The following is a 17717-nucleotide window of genomic DNA, read 5'->3' as shown; positions in this document are numbered from 1 at the left end:
CGGAGCGGGCGGACACCCGGGCGCGGGCGCTTCCCGCGCACCTCCCGCGCCCCTCCCGCGCACGTCGCGGCTGCAAGGTTTCGACAAGGGCACAGCAAGGCTTTCGCCCGTACGGCCGGGGATGCTCTGGTCAGGAGCACATCACACAACACCGGGGGAGACAGTGGCGATCGAGAACATTCCCGACAGCGAGCGAACCGGGGGCGGCCGTGGCACCACCCAGTGGCTGACCCTGCCCAACTGCAAGAAGGTCCTGTTCGTCGTGCACACCGAGGTCTACGGGCAGCGGCTGCGCGACCTGCTGCCCCTGCTGGAGTCCGATCTGCGGGTCCAGGTCGGCTTCACCATCGCCCCGCACGCCTTCAACCCGGGCGCGGAGCGCTCGCTGCGCTCCCTGGGCGGCGCCGTGCTGCCGTGGGAGGAGGCGCTGCGGACCACGTTCGACCTGGTGCTCGCCGCCGGTTCACAGGGTGTGGACAAACTCCGCGGACCGCTGATCCGGCTGCCCCACGGCGCGGGACACATGAAGCTCTCCCGGCTGACGGACGACCGCGACCCGGGCGAGGCCGGTGCCGGGGCCGGTGCGGAGCGCGCCGTCGGCGGACTCGGCCGCAAGTACCTGGTCCGCGACGGCCGGGTGGTGCCCAGGGCGCTGGCCCTGGCCCACCGGGACGACCTCGTCACCCTGGAGCGGTCCTGCCCGGAGGCGCTGCCCATCGCGGAGGTCGTCGGCGACGCCACGTACGACCGGATCACGGCGAGCCGGCCGCTGCGGCGGCGCTACCGGGCGGCGCTCGGGCTGCGGCGCGGACAGCGGCTGGTGCTGTTCTGCTCGACCTGGGGCACCGGCTCGTCCTTCAACCGGCTCGACGCGCTGCTGCCCCGGCTGCGGACCGAACTCCCGCCCGACCGGTACCGGGCCGCCGTCCTCGTCCACCCCAACGTCTGGTCCGGGCACGGCGAGTGGCAGGTACGGTCCTGGCTCGCCGCGGCCCGTCGGCAGGGCGTCGCCGTCGTCCCGCCCGAGGCGGACTGGCGCACCCTGCTGATCGCGGCGGACCACGTCGTCGGGGACCACGGCTCGGTGACGCTGTACTCGACGCTGACCCGGGCGGCGCCGCTGCTGGCCCGCTTCCCGGCGGAGGACGTCGACCCGGCGTCGCCGGGTGCCGAGCTGGCCCGGATCGCCCCCGCGCTCTCGCCGTCCCACCCGCTCACCGAGCAGCTGGCGTACGCGCGGGCGGCGGCCCGGGCGGCGGCGCCCGAGTACGCGCGGATAGGCCGCCGGATCTCCTCGGAGCCCGGCCGCTCCGGCCGCAACACCCGCCGGCTGATGTACCGGCTGCTGGGCCTCGGCGAGCCCGCGTACGAGCCCGTGCTGCCGCCGCTGCCGCTCCCGGAGCCCTGGGACGCCGCGACGGCGGGCGAGGTCCCGGCGTAGCGACGGCAGGTTCCGCGCGACGACCCGTACCCGGCCTCCCAGCCCCGGCGGCCGGGTACGGGAGGCGCGGGCCCGTGGTCAGGAGGGATCCGGCGGGCCCAGGTCCGCGCCCACCCGCTGCCACAGCTCGCGCACCCGGGCGGCCTCCTCGCGGTCCACCGTCTCGTACCGGGCCAGGGAGAGCGCGTACCACTCACGGGCCGCCGCCCGGTCCCCGCGCTCCTCCGCCGTCCGGCCCAGCAGCGCCAGGACACGGCCCTGCCAGTGGACGGAGCCGGTGTCCTCGAACTCGGCGAGCGCGGCGCGGAGCAGGGCCTCGGACTCGGCCGCCCGGTCCGCCCGGTCGGGGGGCGCCGTCCGCGCGGCGGCGGACGCCTGCCCGTGGGCGAGGCCCAGGAAGGCCAGGGCGCGGGCCGCGTCGTAGGGGTCGTCGACGGCGAGCAGCTCGTCGCGGGCCCGCCGCAGATCGGGGAGCGCGTCGTCGGGGCGGCCCTGCTCCAGGGCGATGTCGCCCCGGCACAGGCGGGTGAGGGCGGCGCCCCGGCGGTGGCCGATCTCCTCGCGCAGGACGAGGGCCGCGTCGAAGTACTCCAGGGCCTCGGCCGTGTGCCCCGCGAGCCGCAGGGTCTGGCCGAGGCCGTGCAGCGCCTGTGCCTCGGTCCGCCGGGCGGCCAGGAGCGCCCCACGGCCCGTGCCGGGGCCCGTGCCCGTCCCGCCGTCCGTCCCGGTCGACGCGAGTGAGGCGACGTCCTCACGGGCCGCGTCCAGCGCCTCCCGGAACCACTCCACCGCCTCCGCGTACTGCCCCGCGTTGCGCAGCCCCGCCCCGCCGGACGTCAGCATCCGCCGCACGGCGCCGCCGTCCCCCGCGCGCCGGGCGGCGGCGAGACCCCTCTCGTGCGCCTCGATCCACAGCTCGTACGGGCGCAGCCGCAGGAACAGCGGCCACATCGCGTCGGCGAGCTGCCAGCAGGCCGCGTCCCAGCCCCGGGCGTCGGCCGTCCGCAGCACCGCCATCAGATGCGAGCGCTCCGCGTCCAGCCAGCGCAGCGCCCCCGGGGCCTCGGTGAACGGCGGCGGTGCCCCGGCGGGCCGTTCGTAGTCGCGGGCGAGCGTCCGGTGGGTGGGGCTCAGCAGCTCCTCGGCGGCGGTCGCGGCCCGCAGGTAGAACTCCACCGTGTTCCGTACGGCGCCGGTGGCGTCGGCCGTGGTCTCCGACCGGGCCGCCATGCCCCGGGCGTGGGTGCGGACCAGGTCGTGGAAGCGGTAGCGGCCGAGGCCGGTGCGCGGGTCGGGGCCCAGGTCCTCCACGAGGCTGACCTCGGCCAGCTCGTCCAGGAGGAGATCCGCTCCGGCCGGGGGCACGGCGCAGGCGGCGGCGGCCACCGGGGCGCTGAGGACGGGCACCGGGGCCAGGCTCAGCCGCCGGTAGAACCGGGCGAGGTCGGGGGTGAGCAGCCGGTACGACTCGTCCAGGGCGGTGCGTACCGCGTAGTCGCCCTCCACCCGGAGCGCGTCCAGGGCGCGTTCGCCGCCGTCCCGCAGCGCCGCCGCCATCACGGACAGCGGCTGGCGGGGGCGGGCGGCGAGCCGGGCGGCCGTGACGCTCACCGCGAGCGGGAGCCCGGCGCTCGCCTCCACCATGGCGAGCGCGGCGGCGGGCTCCCGGTGCACCCGCTCCGCGCCGATGCGGCGGCGCAGGATCTCCAGCGCGTCCTGGGTGTCGAGCACGTCCAGCGGGCAGAAGACCGCTCCGTCCAGTCCGAGTCCGGTCAGCCGTCTTCGGCTGGTGACCACGGTCAGCGACCCCGCCGAACCGGGCAGCAGCGGACGGACCTGGGCGGCACTGAGCGCGTTGTCGAGCAGCAGGCCGATCCGGGCGTCGACGGCGACCGAACGCCACAGCGCCGCGCGCTCGTTCAGCGACAGGGGGATCTGCTCGTGGCCCAGCGCCCGCAGCAGCTCCGCCAGGATCTCGCCGGGCTCGGCGGGGCCGCTGTCGGAGTGGGCGCGCAGATCCACGTACAACTGCCCCTGGGGGCAGGCGTCCGCGAGATCGAGCAGGCAGCGGCAGGCCAGCGAGGTCTTCCCGATGCCCGCGGGGCCGCTTATCACCGCCACGACCGGGGCCCGGCCGCCGGAGCGCAGCACGCTCTCCAGCTCCTCCAGCTCGCGCCGCCGGTTGGTGAAGTGCTCGGGTACGGGGAGGATCTGGCGCGGGACGGTCGGCGCGCGGGGCGGCGCGGGGGCGGCGGGAGGGGCGTGGAAGTGGACTCCGCCGTGGACGTCGTGGGCCTGGACGACCGGGCCGTCGATCCGGGCGGACGTGCCGATCGAGTTCTCCACCCGGTCCAGCCGGTCCACCCGGTCCACCCGGGCGATGCGGTCGATGTGGTCGCTGCGGTCCGCCTGCTCGCCGTCGTCGCCGCGCTCGATGTGACCGGGACGGTCGGGGCGGCTGGAGCGGTCGGCCGCGGTGAGGGTGGCGCCGAGCCAGCGCCGTAACTCCCGGGCCAGCAGGGGCCGGAGCAGCGCCGCTTCGGCCAGGTCGCCGGTCAGGATCCGGACACGTTCGTCGTCGCCGGGGCCCCGGTCGGCGGCGGCCCAGTGGGCGACGGAGTCGACCAGGGTGTCGTCGGCACGGCCGCGCACGGCCGCCACCAGCTCCGCCAGGGCGCCCGGCCGGGCGGTGGCCAAGATCAGTGCGGCCCTCAATTCCGTGGCCTTAACCTGGTCCATTCACCGGCCCTCCCTCCGGAAGTAATTCCGGTATTCGACGCCTCTCCGTCTCCCTACCCGCACAGGGATTCGTTTAGACCGGTGACGGATCGATTCTGACCGCTTGGGCGTTCGAATCGACTGATTAAGCCAAAAATGCAGAAAGGTAACACCGCTGTTTGAATGCCATTAACCGTATGGGATCCTCTGATGTCAACCAGGGCGTGCTGTGACCGGTCGACGGGGGCGGACATGGAAGGTGCCGGGAGTGGGGGCCGGGCCGGTGCCGGGGCCGGCGTCGGGGACACGGATACCCGTCCGGACGTCGACATCCACCTCCTGGGGCCGGTCCGTATCGGCGCCGGCCCGGCGGCCGACCTCGTCGGCCCGCCGAAGGAACGGCTCGTCCTCGCCGCACTCGCCGTCGACGCCGGCCGGCCCGTCCCCCGCGACACCCTGATCCGCCGGGTGTGGGACGAGGAGCGGCCCGCCAAGCCGTACGCGAGCCTCTACCCCCTGGTGACCCGGGTGCGGAAGCGGCTGGAGGCGGCCGTCCCCGGCGCCCGGCTGGACGGCCACCGCCACACGTACACCCTGGCCCTGGCCCCCGAGCGGGTCGACTCGCACCTCTACCAGACCCTGACGGCCCGCGCCCGCGCCCTTGTCGACACGGGCGACGACACCGAGGCGCTGGAGCTGTTCCGGCGGGCCGACGCGCTGTGGCGCGGCGAGCCGCTGGCCGGGCTCACCGGTGCGTGGGCGGAGGCCGTCCGCTCGCTGCTGACGGGAAAGCGCCGCGCCGCGCACACCGGCCGGATCGCCGTCCGGCTGCGCCAGGGGCACTTCGCGGAGGTCGTCCCCGAACTGACCGCCCTGGTCGGCCGGTACCCCGCCGACTAGACCCTCGCCGGTCAGTACATGGTCGCGGCGTACGGCTGCGGACGGCAGCAGGAGGCACTGCGCGGGTACGCGGCCCTCCGCCGACGGCTGGGCCGGGAGCTGGGGGCCGACCCCGGCGAGCCGCTGGCCCGGATCCACCGCCTCATCCTGGACGGGGCACCGGTGCGGGAGCTGCTGAGCTCCCCGGAGGCCGGGCCCGCGGCGCCCAGGACGCTGCCGCGCCACGCCGAGCGGCTCGTGGGGCGGGAGGAGGAGCTGTCGGCGATCGTGCGGGCCGCGACGGCGCCGTGGGCGGGCGCACCACCACCGGGAGCGGGAGCCGGGGCGGCCGGGACCGGGACCGGAGCCGGGACCGTACCGGCGCCCCGTACCGCCGCCGACACCCTCGCCTTCGCCGCCGCTCCCGGCCCGGGGGCCGGACGCGGCGCCGTCATCGCGCTCCAGGCCGTCTCCGGCATGGCGGGCGTGGGCAAGTCCCTGCTCGCCTGCCACGCGGCGCGCCGCCTCGCCCCGTACTTCCCCGACGGCCAGCTCCATCTGCATCTGCGGGCCCATCTGCCCGGCCTGCGGCCGCTCACCGCGCGGGAGGCGCTGACCTCGCTCCTGCGGGACCTCGGGGTGCCGCCCACGGACATCCCCGACGACCTCGCCGCCCTGACCGGCCGCTGGCGGACCCTCATCGGCTCCCGGCGGGCCGTGATCGTGCTCGACGACGCCGTGGACGCCCAGCAGCTGGAACCGCTGCTGCCCGGCGCCTCGCCGTCCCTGGTGATCGTCACCAGCCGGCGGCGGATCACCGGGATACCCGGTCTCGTCCCCGTCCGGCTCGGGGTGCTGCCGCCGCAGGACGCCATCGCCCTCTTCCGGGGCCTCGCGGGCGAGGAGCGCACCCGGCACACCGGCGAGGTGCTCGACCTCGTCCGGCTCTCCGGCTATCTCCCGCTCGCCATCGAACTCGCCGCGTCCCGGCTCGCCTCCCGCCCCTCCTGGACCACCGGCCATCTACTGAGCCGGATCACCCGCAGCGCCAGCCGGCTGGGCGAGTTCCGCGACGGCGACCGGGCGGTCGCCGTCACCTTCGATGTCTCCTACCGGACCCTGCCCGAAGCGGAACAGGAACTGTTCCGGCTCCTCGGCCTCCGCTTCGGCGCCGACTGCGACGCGTACGCCGCCGCCGCGCTCGCGGGCGTCGGCGTCGACCGCGCCGAACGGGCCCTGGAGCACCTGCTCGACGCCCATCTCCTCCAGGAGCCCGCACCCGACCGCTTCACCCTGCACGACCTGCTCGCCGAGTACGCCCGCGAGCTGGTGGCGGCCGATCCGGCGCCCGTGCGCGAGCGGGCCGTGCGGCGGCTGGTCGACTTCTACGTCCAGGCGTCCCACGCGGCGGACCGGACGGTCTTCCCCCGGCGGCTGCGCCCCGGGCTGACCCGGCCCCCGTCCGCCGTCCCGGTGCCCGACTGGGACGGCCCGTCCGCCGCCCGCCGCTGGTACGCGGCGGAACGCGCCGGACTCGTCGCGGCGGAGCGCCACTGCCGGGAGCACGGCCGCGACCGGGAGGCGGCCCTGCTCGCCGACTCCCTGGCGGGCTTCCTCATCGAGGAGGGGGCGGCGACGGAGGCGCAGGAGATGCACCGGGCCGCCGCCCGGCACTGGCAGGCCGCCGGCGACCCGCGCGCCCGCACCCACTCCCTCGTCGAACTGGCCACCGCCCTGTCCTCCCGGGCCGGGTACGAGGACGCGCTCCGCATCCACGAACAGGCCCTGAGCGGCGCCCGGGAGCTGGGCGACACCGCCGTGGGCACCGAGGTCGTCCACCGCATCGGCGTGGTGCTGTGGCACCTCGGCCGGTTACCCGAGGCCCTGGAGCGCCAGCGCGAGGTGCTGGCGCTGCGGCTGCGCGCCGGCGACCCCGTCCAGGTCGCCCGCTGCCGCAACAACCTGGGCATCACGCACCTGTATCTCGGCGACTTCGAGGACGCCCAGGAGTACTTCGACGCGGCGCTCGCCGCGTTCGGCGCCGCCGGCGAGACCCATGAGTCGGCCCGGGTGCTGAACAACCTCTCCGAGTTGAACGAGCGCACCGGGAACCTGGCCGCCGCCCGGGATTTCCTGCACCGGGCCGTGGACCTCTTCGTCGAATCGGGCAGCGGCTCGGAGCTGGCCATCGCCCGCGTGAATCTCGCCGGCACCATGACGTCCCCGGCCGAGCTGCACACCATGGTCGATCTCTATCAGGAATCCCTCGGTACCTTTCGCCGGCTGGGCGATCAGCGCAATGTCTCGATCACCCTCCAGAAGATGGGCTGCGCCATGCACGCGGCGGGCGAGTACCGGGTGGCGTCCCATCACCATCTGCGCGCCCTGGACGTGGCCCGGGGCATCGGCGCGGCCCATGAGGAGATGCAGGCGCTGTACGGGCTGGGTCTCGCCGAGGCGGGGCTCGGCCGCACCGGGGCCGCCGTCGTGCACCTCACCGCCGCCGTCGAGGCCGCGGAGCGGGCCGGAGCGGCCCGGGAGGCGGCCAGGGCCCGCGCGGCCCTGAGCGGGCTGACCGCCCGCGCCGGCGATGCCGCCGATGCCGCCGGAGCCGCCGACCGCCCCCGGGAATGCCCCGCCTGAAGCATTCCGCATTACCAGAAGAGGGCCGGTGAGGGGGCGTTTCCCGGGAAATCCGGAGGCCGGTTGCGTCCATGATCCAGTTGGGGTAGATATTCGCCGGGGCGGGTGAATGCGCCCGCCTGTCCGAGGCGTAAGAAATGGGCAAAAGAAAAACATGTTCGAAAGCTCTGTGGTGCGGGCCGCCGGAAAGACGGGGGCCGTGCTCGTCGTGATGTCGGCGGTCGTCATGGGCACCGCCATATGCATCCCGTCGTCGGCGACGGCGGTCCCGTCGGCGGCCGAGAACCGTCCAGTGGCAGGGGACGACGGCAACGGCACTCCGGCGGCGGCGGACGGCTTCGCCTGATCCCGTCACCGCCCGACACGGTACGGGGCCAGCAGCGGCCCCGTACCCCTCTCGTGACGGTGGCGGTGACGGTGACGGTGACGGTCACGGTGACCGTGACCGGTCCGCGGGGTCGGGATCAGTCCGCGGGATCCGGGTCGTCGTCGGAGTACGCGGCGGTGGTCGCCCCCGCCAGCACCAGCTGCGTCAGCGGCATCCCGTCGTCCGTGTCCAGGACGACCCGGTACAGCCCCTCCGAGGGCACGGTGACCCGTGCCGCGAGCGCGTCCCCGTCCCCGTACAGCCGCGCCTCGACACCGGGCCCCTTCGTACCCACCTTCTCGACGGAGCACTCCAGTTGCCCCAGACCCTCCGCCCCGTCCACCCGCAGCGTCCACGGGACGCCGGGCGTCACGAGGTCCGGGACCCGGAGCCCCAGCGTCCCCGGGGCCATCGTCGGGCCCAGGTGCTCGTCCTCCGCGAGGAACGACGCCACCGCGTCCAGCGCGGCCTTCCCCTTCGCCAGGGCGCCGTGGTGCAGGGCGAACGGCACCCGCACCCGGGTCGGTGACGCGGACTCGGTGTGCACCGTCCCGTCGCCCCCGGCGTTGAACCGCAGCGGCAGGCCGTCGGCGCCCCGGATCACCTTGCCGTCGCTGTGGGGCCGCCAGCAGTAGGTGTGGTCGGCCACGACACCGTCCCGCAGGGTCAGCGACTGCGCGGTGCGCTGGCTGATGCCGACGACCGCCCGGTGCCCCGGCAGGGCGGCCCCGCCGATCCGCGCGTGGAAGTTCCGCGACTCCCGCGCCAGCTCCGCGTCCCCGCCGAGCGACGCGACGTCCGACGGGGTCAGCGCCCGCACGTCCCGGCCCTCGTCCAGACAGACGAAGGTCGGCAGCAGGTCGTGCAGCCCCGGCATCGTCGCCGCCAGCCGCCGCAGCCTGCGGTGCGGCAGCGGAACCGGCGCCCCGCGGCCCGAGTTGAGGATGACCGTCGCCGCCACGGAGCCCCGGAAGGGCGTACCGAGGGTCAGCACCCCCCGGGTGTCGCCCGCCAGGTCGCCGTCGCCGCCGTCGAGGAGCGCCGCCAGGGTGAGCAGCCCGCCCATGGAGTGCGCGACGAAGACGAGCCGGCCCTCGCGTTCGTCGACGCGCTGCCGGCGGGCCGCCGTGTGCGCGGCGGTCCCGCGCCACCACTCCAGGTGTTCCCGCGCCGCACGCGCCAGCAGGCGCGCGTTCACGGCCACCGGCAGCCGCCAGTCGTACGGGAACTCGCGCACCGCCTGCGGCACGGCCACGTTCCGGGCGACGGTGTCCAGCAGGGCGGAGTAGGGCTCCACCCCGCGCAGCACCGGGCTCCACCCGGGGACGCGCAGCAGCCGGGTGGCGCGGATCCGGCCCAGCCGCCCCTCGCGCTCCTCCGGCCGTACGTGCAGCGCGCCGAGGCCGCCGGGCGTCGTCCACGCCCGCAGCAGCCACCCCGCGTCGGCCAGGCCCCAGGCCACCCGGTCCTTCTCCGTGTCGTACAGCTCGCTCCCCATGATGCCGGGGACCACGACCACCGCGTCCTGGGTGGTGCCGGGGGGTATCACGGGGACCGGCGGATCGTACGGGATCGTCGCATCGGGCTGCGTCGGCTCGGACATGACGAGAAGAATAGGGACCATGGCACGGCCGGGGGGTGAAATCGCCATGATCGAGGGCAGGTTGCCGGACGGCGTGCGGGAAGCGGAGGACGTGCGGGAGGCGGAGGACGCCCTGACCCTGGTGACCGTGGCGGTCCGCGACTATCCCGACGGCGACCCGGAGTTCGCGGACGGCATCGACGAACAGCTCGACCTGCTCGCGGACTGGTGGTGCGACCCCGAAGCGCCCCGCTCCTTCCACCGGGTGCCTCAGCCGGACCTGCTCGAACGGCACGACGTGGAGCGCCATCTGCATGAGGCACGGGTGCGCGAGATCGGGGGAGAGGCACTGGTCCTGTTCATTACCGGCCATGGGAAGCGGGGCGCGTCCGGAACCCACTATCTGCAACTGCCGTGCACGCAGAGCCGGCGCCAGCTCGCGACGGCCTTCCGCACCAGTGAGATCGTGGCCGCCGCCCTCGACTGCCGCGCCCGGCACGTCCTGGTCGTCATCAACACCTGTTACGCCCGGGGCATCGCCGACGAGCTGGACCGGCTCCGGCAGGACATCGGGGCGGCCCGCCGCGGCGGCGGCAGCCTGGACGTCATCGCCACCTGCGACCACGACCAGCTGGTCCACGTACGGCGGTTCCCGTCGGTGATGCGCCGGGTCCTCACCCGGCTGCGCACCACCGCGCAGATCACCACGGAGTGGCTGAGCGTCGGGCAGCTGATGGCGGAGTTCGAGAACGAGCTGGGGTCCGGCGAGGACCGGAGGCGCCACCGGCTGCACCGCGTCGTCGACGGCAGCGGGCTGACCACGCCGACACCCTGTCTGCCGAACCCCGGCTACCGCCCCGCACGGGCCCTGGTGGCGCCCGCGCGCCGGCAGGTCGCCACCCCCGCCGACGACACGGACGTGTGGCTCGACCGCGCCAGCGGGCGCACCGAGGACTCCGACCCCGGCTGGTACTTCAGCGGGCGGCGGCTCCTCAACGAGCGGCTGACCGCCTTCCTCACCGGGCCGCCCGGGGCGCTGCTGCTGACCGGTACGGCCGGCAGCGGCAAATCGGCCGTGCTGGGCCGGGCGGTGACCCTCAGCGACCCGGCGTTCCGCGCCGACCCCCGCGCCCCCGGGGCCGTCACCTCCGCGCCGCCGGGGACCGTACCGCCGGTGGGGGCGGTGTCCGTCGCCGTCCTGGCCCGCCGCCGCGCAGCCGCCGACCTGCTGCGGGACATCCTGCGCGGGCTGGACGCCGAGCCGCTGCCGACGGGCCCCGGGGACGATCCGGTGGAGCGGTGGAGCGGGCAGCTCGACGCGCTGCTGCGGGCGCCGGGGGAGCCCGTCACGGTGGTCGTGGACGGCCTGGACGAGGCCGCGGACCCCTTCCCCGTCGTCCGCGGCGTCCTCGCCCCGCTCGCGGCCCACTGCGCCCCCGGCACCGGCCCGGGGCGGCTGCGGCTGCTCGTCGGCGTACGCGGCAGCCGCCCACCCGGTACGGGAGCCCTCGCATCCCCCAAAGGCCCCGGCGCCCCCGACGAACCGGGCCTGCTGGCCGAGTTGCGCGCGGTCCTCCCGGCGGCCGAGGTCGTGCGCACCGACGGCGACGACAGCCGCCGGGACATCGCCGACTACATCCGCGCGCTGATGGGCGACGAACCGGCCCCGGCACAGGCGGAGCCCGACGGCTCCCCGGCCGATGTGGTCGCGGACCGGGTGTGGCCCTCGTTCCTGGACGCCCGGCTCGCGGGCGAGCAGCTGCGGGACGCCGCCGACCCGGCCGCGCTCGTCAGCGACCCCGGGTGGCTCGCGCTGCTGTCGGAGGGCACGCAGGGGCTGCTCCGCCGCGATCTGGCGCTGGTCGCGGCGGAGGGGCTGCCCGCCGACGTGGCCCTGGCGCTGCTGCGGGCCAGTGCCTTCGCGCTGGGCGCCGGCATCCCGTGGTCGAATGTGTGGCCCACGGTCGCCGGGGCCCTGCTGGGGCGCCCGCTGACGGACCCGGACCAGGCGATCGGCACCCTCCTGGGCAGCAGGCTCGCCGGGTATCTCGCCCACGGCCACGAGGACGACCGCCTGGTGTACCGGCCGGCCCACCAGACGCTCGCGGACGTCCTCCAGGACCCGCGCCGCTCCCTGCTCGCCGAAGCCGTCGAACCCGCTGAAATCGCCGAACCCGCCGGGGACGCCGGGGACGCCGGTGGGTTCGACGGCGCGGAGGTCGGCGGCGACGGGGTTCCCGCCGCACGGAACGGGGAACACGGCACGCGAGCCTCCGCGGACGCCACGGCCCGCGGGCTGCGGCCCGCCGAGGAGAGGGGGGACGCGGCATGAACGACACACCGCTGTGGGACGCCCCGGGAGAGGCCCACCGGCTCATCGCGAAGGCCCTGGCGGAGCTGGTCGCGGACGACCCCGCCGTACCGCCGCACCCGTACATCAGCCGGCACCTCGCCGACCACGCTGCCCGGGGCGACGTCCTGGACGACGACCACGTACCGCCCGCGCTGCTCCCCTGGGAGAGCGGCAACAACGTCCGCGCGCTGCTGCGGCGGTCCGGTCCCGGCGACCATCAGGAGTGGCTGCGGGCGTGGGCCCGGATCGAGCCCTTCGCCCGGGACGCCGACCCCGAGTCCCGGCTGACCAGCCTTCAGCTGGCCCACTTCGCCGCGAGCGGCCGCCGGGTGCCGCTGGCGGCGCGGCCCGGGGCCCGCGGGCGCACACCGGGCTCCCGGATCACCCCGCTGTGGAGCGACTGGACGGCACAGGACAACGTCCTCGCCGTCTGCGGTGTCCCGGTCGAGTCCCTGGCGTGCCTCACCACCGCCGACGGCAGGACCCTGCTGGCCGGCGGGGACAGCGAGGGGACCATCCGCCGGTGGGAGCGGCACGGTGTCCCGTTCGGGACGCCGCTGCGCACGGGCGGCGGTGCGATCCGCCATCTGCTGCCGCTGGGGGACGGCCGGCTGGTGTCCGGCGGCGCGGACGGGGCGGTACGGCTGTGGCACGGCGAACGCGGTCTGCCGCTCGCGGCGCCCGTGCACCGCCCGCACACCTGGGTCAGCGCGCTCGCGCTGCACACCCCGCCGCAGTCGCCGCCGTGCGTGGTCGTCGCGTACGGGGACGGCGCTCTCGTGGCGCTGGACGCGGTGCGCCTCGCCCCGGTGGACATCGCGCTGCCGCTGCCCGCCGCCGACGGGGCACCGGTCGTCGTCGCGGCCGTCGCATGCGAGGGGCAGGAGGGGCAGGAGGGGCAGGAGGGGTGCGAGAGGCCAGAGAGGCCAGAGAGGCCGGAGAGGTGGGAGGGGACAGAGGGGCAGGGCACGGCGCTGGTTCTCGCGCAGGGGCGGCGCGTCACCCTCCACCGGCCGGGCCGGAAGCCGGTCCACCTGGCGGAGCACCGGGACGAGGTCCGGGCCGTCGTCCCGCTGACCACCCCCGGCCGGTTCGCGACCTGCGACGACTCCGGGGCGGTCCGGATCTGGGACGCGGCCGCCGGCCGGGAGACGGCGGCAGCGGCGCAGTCCCCCGCCGGTGCGGTCATCGCCGTCGCGCCCGTGACCGTGGACGGCCGGGAAGCTGTGGTCGCGGCGGGCATCGACCACACCCTGCGGGTGTGGGACGCCGCGACGGGCAGCCCCGTCGGCGCCCCGCTGGCGGGCCACACCGCCCCTCCCGTGGCCCTGGCCGCGCTCCCGGGCGCCACCGACGCGTACATCGTCTCCGCGAGCGGCGACGGGACACTGCGCCGCTGGCGGCTCGCCGGGCACGGCAGCCGCCCGCGCCCGCCGCTGCGCCGCCCCGTCACGGCGGCGGCCCTGCCCGGCCGGGAGATCGCGGGTCCGGGACTCCTCGTCGCCGTCGCCGACCGGACCGGGGCGACGCTGTGGGACGCGGAGACGGGACGCGGCCGCCCCCTCCCCGTCCGCAAGAGCCCGGTGACGGCCTTCGCCTGGGCCGCAGCGGTCCGGCCCGACGAGGGCCCGCTGCTCGCGACGGCGCACACCGACAGCGCGGTACGGCTGTGGTCCCTGGACGCCGGCGGCGGCACCCGGGCCCCGGTGCCCGCCGGTGAACTGCTGCGGCACAGTCTCCCCGTACAGGCCATGGTGGCCTTCCCCGCCGACGACCGATCCCTTTTGGCCACGGCCGGCGCGGATGGCTGGGTCTGTCTGTGGGACCTGGCCGGGCGGGAGCTGCTGCGCCGCTGGACCGGCCACCGGCTGAGTGTCCGGGATGTCACCGTGCTCACCGGCGCCGGGGGCACCCTCGTCGTATCGGCCGGCGCGGACGGGGCGCTGCGGTTCTGGGATCCCGCCGCTGGCGCGTCCGCCGCCGGCCCGGTGGTCCACTGCGGTCAGCGGGGCGTGCACGCGCTGGCGGTGGTGGAGCCGGGGGACGGGGAGGGCGCGCTGCTCGCGTCGGGCGGCGAGGACGGCACCGTACGGCTCTGGGACGCCGTGACCCTCGCGCCGTCGGGGGACGCCCTGGACGCCGCCGACGGTCCGGTGACGGCGCTGGTGGCCTTCCGTACCCCGGCGGGCCGGACCGTTCTGGCGGCGGCGGGTCCGGGCGGCACGGTCCAGCTGTGGGACGTCGCCGCGCGCAGGCCCCTGCTGCGGCTGGTGACGGGCAATCCGCTGAGCGTGCTCGCGGTGCGGTGGGACGACGGGGCCCCGTCCGGTCACGACGGCACTCCGGTGCTGTTGGCGGCGGGACAGGCGGGGGTCTGTGTGCTCGGTGTGCACCTGGAGCGTGGTTGAGATGACCATGCGCCGCCCGTGTGCCTCCGCACTCCCCGCATGCGCCTGCCCATGCCCGGGCAACCGGTCACCCCCCGCCCCGCCCTTCGGGACAATGATCCCTCCCCCCGCATCGGTCCGGGGGAGTCGCCGAGGACGCGGAGCGTCACCGCCCGAGGGCCCGGCCCACCCGGCCGGCCGCCCCACACCCATGACAGCAACCATCGGCCCAGCAGCGAGGACGTATGAGCAGTGCCCCGGCGGCAGTGAGAGCCGCCCGCTTATCCTTCGGCGCCGACCACGAGACCCGCACCGGTCACACCGGTCGCACCCGTGCCCGTACGGTCCGCCCCGCCGTCCCGGCCGAGGCCCGCGCCGGTGCGGACCAGGGGAAGGCGGGTGCGTGATGTCCACAACCGGCGAACCGCCCGTGACGCTCCTCTCGCCGCCGGAGCGCGGCGTCTGGCGTCTGGGCAAACGGAGCAACCCGGTCGAGTACAACCTGCTGGAGCCGGCGACCAGCGAGGGTTCCAGCGCCGGCCGGTTCAGCCTCGCCACCTACGGAATGCTCTACTGCGCGAGCGACCCGGACGGCTGCTACGCGGAGGCCCTGGCGTACTTCCGCGTCGGCCCGGAGGTGCGCGCGACGTCCGGCCCCGACTACGCCGACTGGCCCGCACATCTGATGAAACCGGGTCATCTGCCCCAGGGCTGGCGGCAGAACCACTCCCTGGTCCGGCTGGTCCCGGCCGGGGACGCGCGCTTCCTCGACGTCGACTCGCCGGCCACCCGCGAGTGGCTCACCAAGGAGCTGCACCACGAGCTGAAGGCATGGGACGTCCAGGGCGTCCTCGGTGACGACGACATCCACGGCAGGAACCGGCAGATCGCCCGTCAGATCGCGGCCTGGACCGTGGCCCAGCGCAACGGCGACGGCCACCGGCTGGCGCAGGGCATCGCCTACCGCTCCGGCTACGGGGGCAGGCAGTGCTGGGCCGTCCTGAGCGATGTGGACCTGGTGCGGGCGGAGACACACCCCATCCGGCTGGAGGACGGGGCGTTGCAGGACGTGGCGAGGGAGTACGGCCTCCGGCTCTTCTGACCCCGGGCCGGACTTCTCCCCCTTCTCCCCCTTCTCCCCCTTCTCCCCTTTCTCACCCTTCTCTCCCTTCCATCGCTTTTCCTCCTGTCCCGCGGTGGTTGGACCGCCCGGCCGTCGCCCGATCGGGCGGTCCGTCCGCCGCGCCCGGCGGCGATGTGCGTCACAGATCGGCGGGCCCGTACGCGGTGACCAGGCCACGAGGATCGAGGCGGGCTGGAGGGAGGGGTTTACGGGGTGATTTCCGGTGGGAAAAGGGTGGAGTGATCTGGGTGGGCAGGGGTAGACTCTCGTCAACAGAGCAGAGGAGCAGCGATGTTGACACTCGGCCACTTAGATCTGGGCCCCCCGCCGGTCACCGGTGCGCGCGCCCTGGCAGCGGCGGCCCCGAGTCACCGCGATCTCCTCTGGTGCGTCCGCGCGCCCGGCCCCGTTGTGGTGGGCGTGTGTCATGGACAGGGCGACCGCATAGCTCTCTGGCGTCCGTGACCATCCGCCTTTCGTACGGCCTGCCGGAGCCGGCCGGTCACTCGCCCCGCGCGGGCTTGAGTGCCCCGTCGCGACGGACTCGCGTCCCCCGACCGCTCACGCAGCCGAGTCACGCTCGGGCAGGCAGTACCACGATCACCCCTCGCCGCACCGTCCCCGACGGCCGTCGGTGAGGAGGAGAACCGAGGAGATCATGGGAACCCTGACAGTGCAGCGTGTCGAGACCGAGGCCCACGCCGACACGGTCAAGACGAAGGTCGCCGACATCGCCCGCTTCCTCCAGGAGAACTTCGGCCAGAAGCTGGCCGCGTTCATCGCGGATATCGAGGACCCGAAGCAGGTCGGCAAGTGGAGCAGCGGTCAGAACAGCCCGCGCGTCGACTCCGAACTGCGGCTGCGAGCCGCGTACCAGGTTTTCCGAATGATCACCCTCGCCGAGAACGACCACACCGCCCGCGCCTGGATGATCGGGATGAATCCCCAGCTGGAGGACGACTCGCCGATCCGCGCCATCGCCGACGACCGGCACAAGGACGTGATGGCGGCCGCCCGCGCCTACATCAAGGGTGATCTGTAGCCCGCGTACCGCCTCCGCCCCCCCACGAACGCGTCGATCCCGGCCGCCCACGGGCGCCCGGGATCGACGCGTTCGCGGGGGCGAGGGGCCCCCCGCGCCGGCCGGTGCGCCGGCCGTTCAGGAGAGTCGGGGGAGTCGGGAGAGTCAGGGAGTCAGGGGAAGTCAGGAGAGTTCGGCGAGATCCCGGGCGGTGAGGGCGATTGTCCCGGCCGCCATGTTCTCCTCCAGATGGGCGACGGAGCCGGTGCCGGCGATGGCGAGGGTCACTGGTGAGAGGGCCAGCAGCCAGGCGAGGGCGATCTGGGGGACGGTGGCGCCGTGCCGGGCCGCGACCGGGGCCAGGGCACCGCCAGCGGCATCGGAGGCACCGGCCGTACCGCCGCCCAGCGGGAAGAACGGGGCGAAGCCGATCCCGGCGTCCGCGCAGACGGCCAGGAGGTCCGCGTCGCCGCGCCGGGCGGTGTTGAAGTGGTTCTGGACGGCCGCGACCGGGGCGATCGCGCGGGCCTCGGCGAGCTGGGCGGCGGTGACGTTGCTCAGGCCGAGATGCCGGATCAGGCCCTCCTCGCGCAGTGCGGCCAGCGCCTCGAACCGCGCGGCGACGGAGCCGGGGCCCGTCCCCGCCGGGCCCCCGACCCGCAGATAGACCAGATCCAGCCGGTCCACGCCCAGGGAGTCGCGGTCGCTCTCGACCAGGCCGCGCAGCTCCCCGGGGCCCGCCTCGGTGACACCGCCGGCGCCGAAGAGCGGGCCGACCTTGGTGGCGACGACCAGCCCGGGCCGGTAGGGGTGGAGGGCCTCGCGGATGAGGTCGTTGGCCCGGACCGTGCCGCTGCCGTCGGCGTAGAAGCCCGCCGTGTCGATGTGGTTCACGCCCAGCTCCACGGCGCGCCGCAGGACGGCACGGCCCACGGCGGGGTCGCGGGCGGGGCCGCGGAAGCCGTTCGTGGGCAGGCGCATGGCGCCGAGACCGAGCCGGTTGATCGGAAGGTCACCGCCGAGGCGGAAATCGTCGCTCATGACCCCACCCTGGACGCCGGGGCGTTCCCCGGCCAACGGTGGCTGTCGGCCAGACGGGCCGGAAAGGGACCGGAACGTGCCGGAAAAGGGGCCGGACCGGGCCGTGGCCTGCCCGGCAGGGCCGTGCCGGACCTGCGGGAAAGCCCGCCATCAGGGCCCGGA

Annotated in this window: 10 protein-coding genes and 1 pseudogene; 8 read left to right on the top strand and 3 right to left on the bottom strand. The window is 75.5% G+C overall.

Features of this window, described 5'->3' with window-relative positions; all coding sequences use genetic code 11:
* Positions 1 to 163 precede the first annotated feature (163 nt).
* Positions 164 to 1441 carry a hypothetical protein gene (locus tag SYYSPA8_RS20030; RefSeq protein ID WP_323448603.1) on the top strand — a complete coding sequence of 426 codons (1278 nt, stop codon included), beginning with the start codon at positions 164 to 166 and terminating at the stop codon, positions 1439 to 1441.
* 78 nt (positions 1442 to 1519) lie between these two features.
* Here SYYSPA8_RS20030 and SYYSPA8_RS20025 read toward each other — a convergent pair whose 3' ends face one another.
* Positions 1520 to 4180 carry an ATP-binding protein gene (locus SYYSPA8_RS20025; protein WP_323448602.1) on the bottom strand — a complete coding sequence of 887 codons (2661 nt, stop codon included), beginning with the start codon at positions 4178 to 4180 and terminating at the stop codon, positions 1520 to 1522.
* A 162-nt stretch (positions 4181 to 4342) separates the two neighbouring features.
* Between SYYSPA8_RS20025 and SYYSPA8_RS20020 the strand changes: the two are divergent.
* The 3 genes and pseudogenes from SYYSPA8_RS20020 to SYYSPA8_RS20010 form a co-directional block, all read left to right on the top strand.
* Positions 4343 to 5197: pseudogene (locus SYYSPA8_RS20020) on the top strand (AfsR/SARP family transcriptional regulator); the annotation flags it as partial.
* A 318-nt stretch (positions 5198 to 5515) separates the two neighbouring features.
* Positions 5516 to 7681, top strand: a complete 2166-nt coding sequence (locus SYYSPA8_RS20015; protein ID WP_323448819.1) for a tetratricopeptide repeat protein — start codon at positions 5516 to 5518, stop codon at positions 7679 to 7681.
* 154 nt (positions 7682 to 7835) lie between these two features.
* Complete coding sequence (locus SYYSPA8_RS20010) at positions 7836 to 8027, top strand: hypothetical protein (RefSeq protein WP_323448601.1); 192 nt, start codon at positions 7836 to 7838, stop codon at positions 8025 to 8027.
* Between the two features lie 118 nt (positions 8028 to 8145).
* On the opposite strand, the gene SYYSPA8_RS20005 is transcribed toward SYYSPA8_RS20010, so the two are convergent.
* Entirely contained in the window at positions 8146 to 9651 is a 1506-nt protein-coding gene (locus SYYSPA8_RS20005) for a lipase/acyltransferase domain-containing protein (protein ID WP_323448600.1), read from the bottom strand.
* 19 nt (positions 9652 to 9670) lie between these two features.
* Here SYYSPA8_RS20005 and SYYSPA8_RS20000 point away from each other — a divergent pair, with 19 nt between their 5' ends.
* From SYYSPA8_RS20000 to SYYSPA8_RS19985, 4 genes are all read left to right on the top strand, one after another.
* Positions 9671 to 11962, top strand: coding sequence for a hypothetical protein (locus SYYSPA8_RS20000; protein ID WP_323448599.1), 2292 nt, complete (start codon positions 9671 to 9673; stop codon positions 11960 to 11962).
* Positions 11959 to 14391, top strand: a complete 2433-nt coding sequence (locus SYYSPA8_RS19995) for a WD40 repeat domain-containing protein (protein WP_323448598.1) — start codon at positions 11959 to 11961, stop codon at positions 14389 to 14391. Before SYYSPA8_RS20000 ends, SYYSPA8_RS19995 begins: the two co-directional genes overlap by 4 nt.
* 385 nt (positions 14392 to 14776) lie before the next feature.
* Complete coding sequence (locus SYYSPA8_RS19990; protein ID WP_323448597.1) at positions 14777 to 15472, top strand: RES domain-containing protein; 696 nt, start codon at positions 14777 to 14779, stop codon at positions 15470 to 15472.
* A 679-nt stretch (positions 15473 to 16151) separates the two neighbouring features.
* Complete coding sequence (locus SYYSPA8_RS19985; RefSeq protein WP_323448596.1) at positions 16152 to 16535, top strand: XRE family transcriptional regulator; 384 nt, start codon at positions 16152 to 16154, stop codon at positions 16533 to 16535.
* Between the two features lie 162 nt (positions 16536 to 16697).
* Here the strand turns inward: SYYSPA8_RS19985 and SYYSPA8_RS19980 are convergent, their stop codons facing one another.
* Positions 16698 to 17555, bottom strand: coding sequence for an aldo/keto reductase (locus SYYSPA8_RS19980; protein ID WP_323448595.1), 858 nt, complete (start codon positions 17553 to 17555; stop codon positions 16698 to 16700).
* Between the last annotated feature and the right edge of the window lie 162 nt (positions 17556 to 17717).

It is taken from the genome of Streptomyces yaizuensis, from assembly GCF_034961445.1.
Taxonomy (GTDB): domain Bacteria; phylum Actinomycetota; class Actinomycetes; order Streptomycetales; family Streptomycetaceae; genus Streptomyces; species Streptomyces yaizuensis.
Note: the sequence above shows the minus strand (reverse complement) of the source record. Positions and strands in the feature narration are given on the sequence as shown.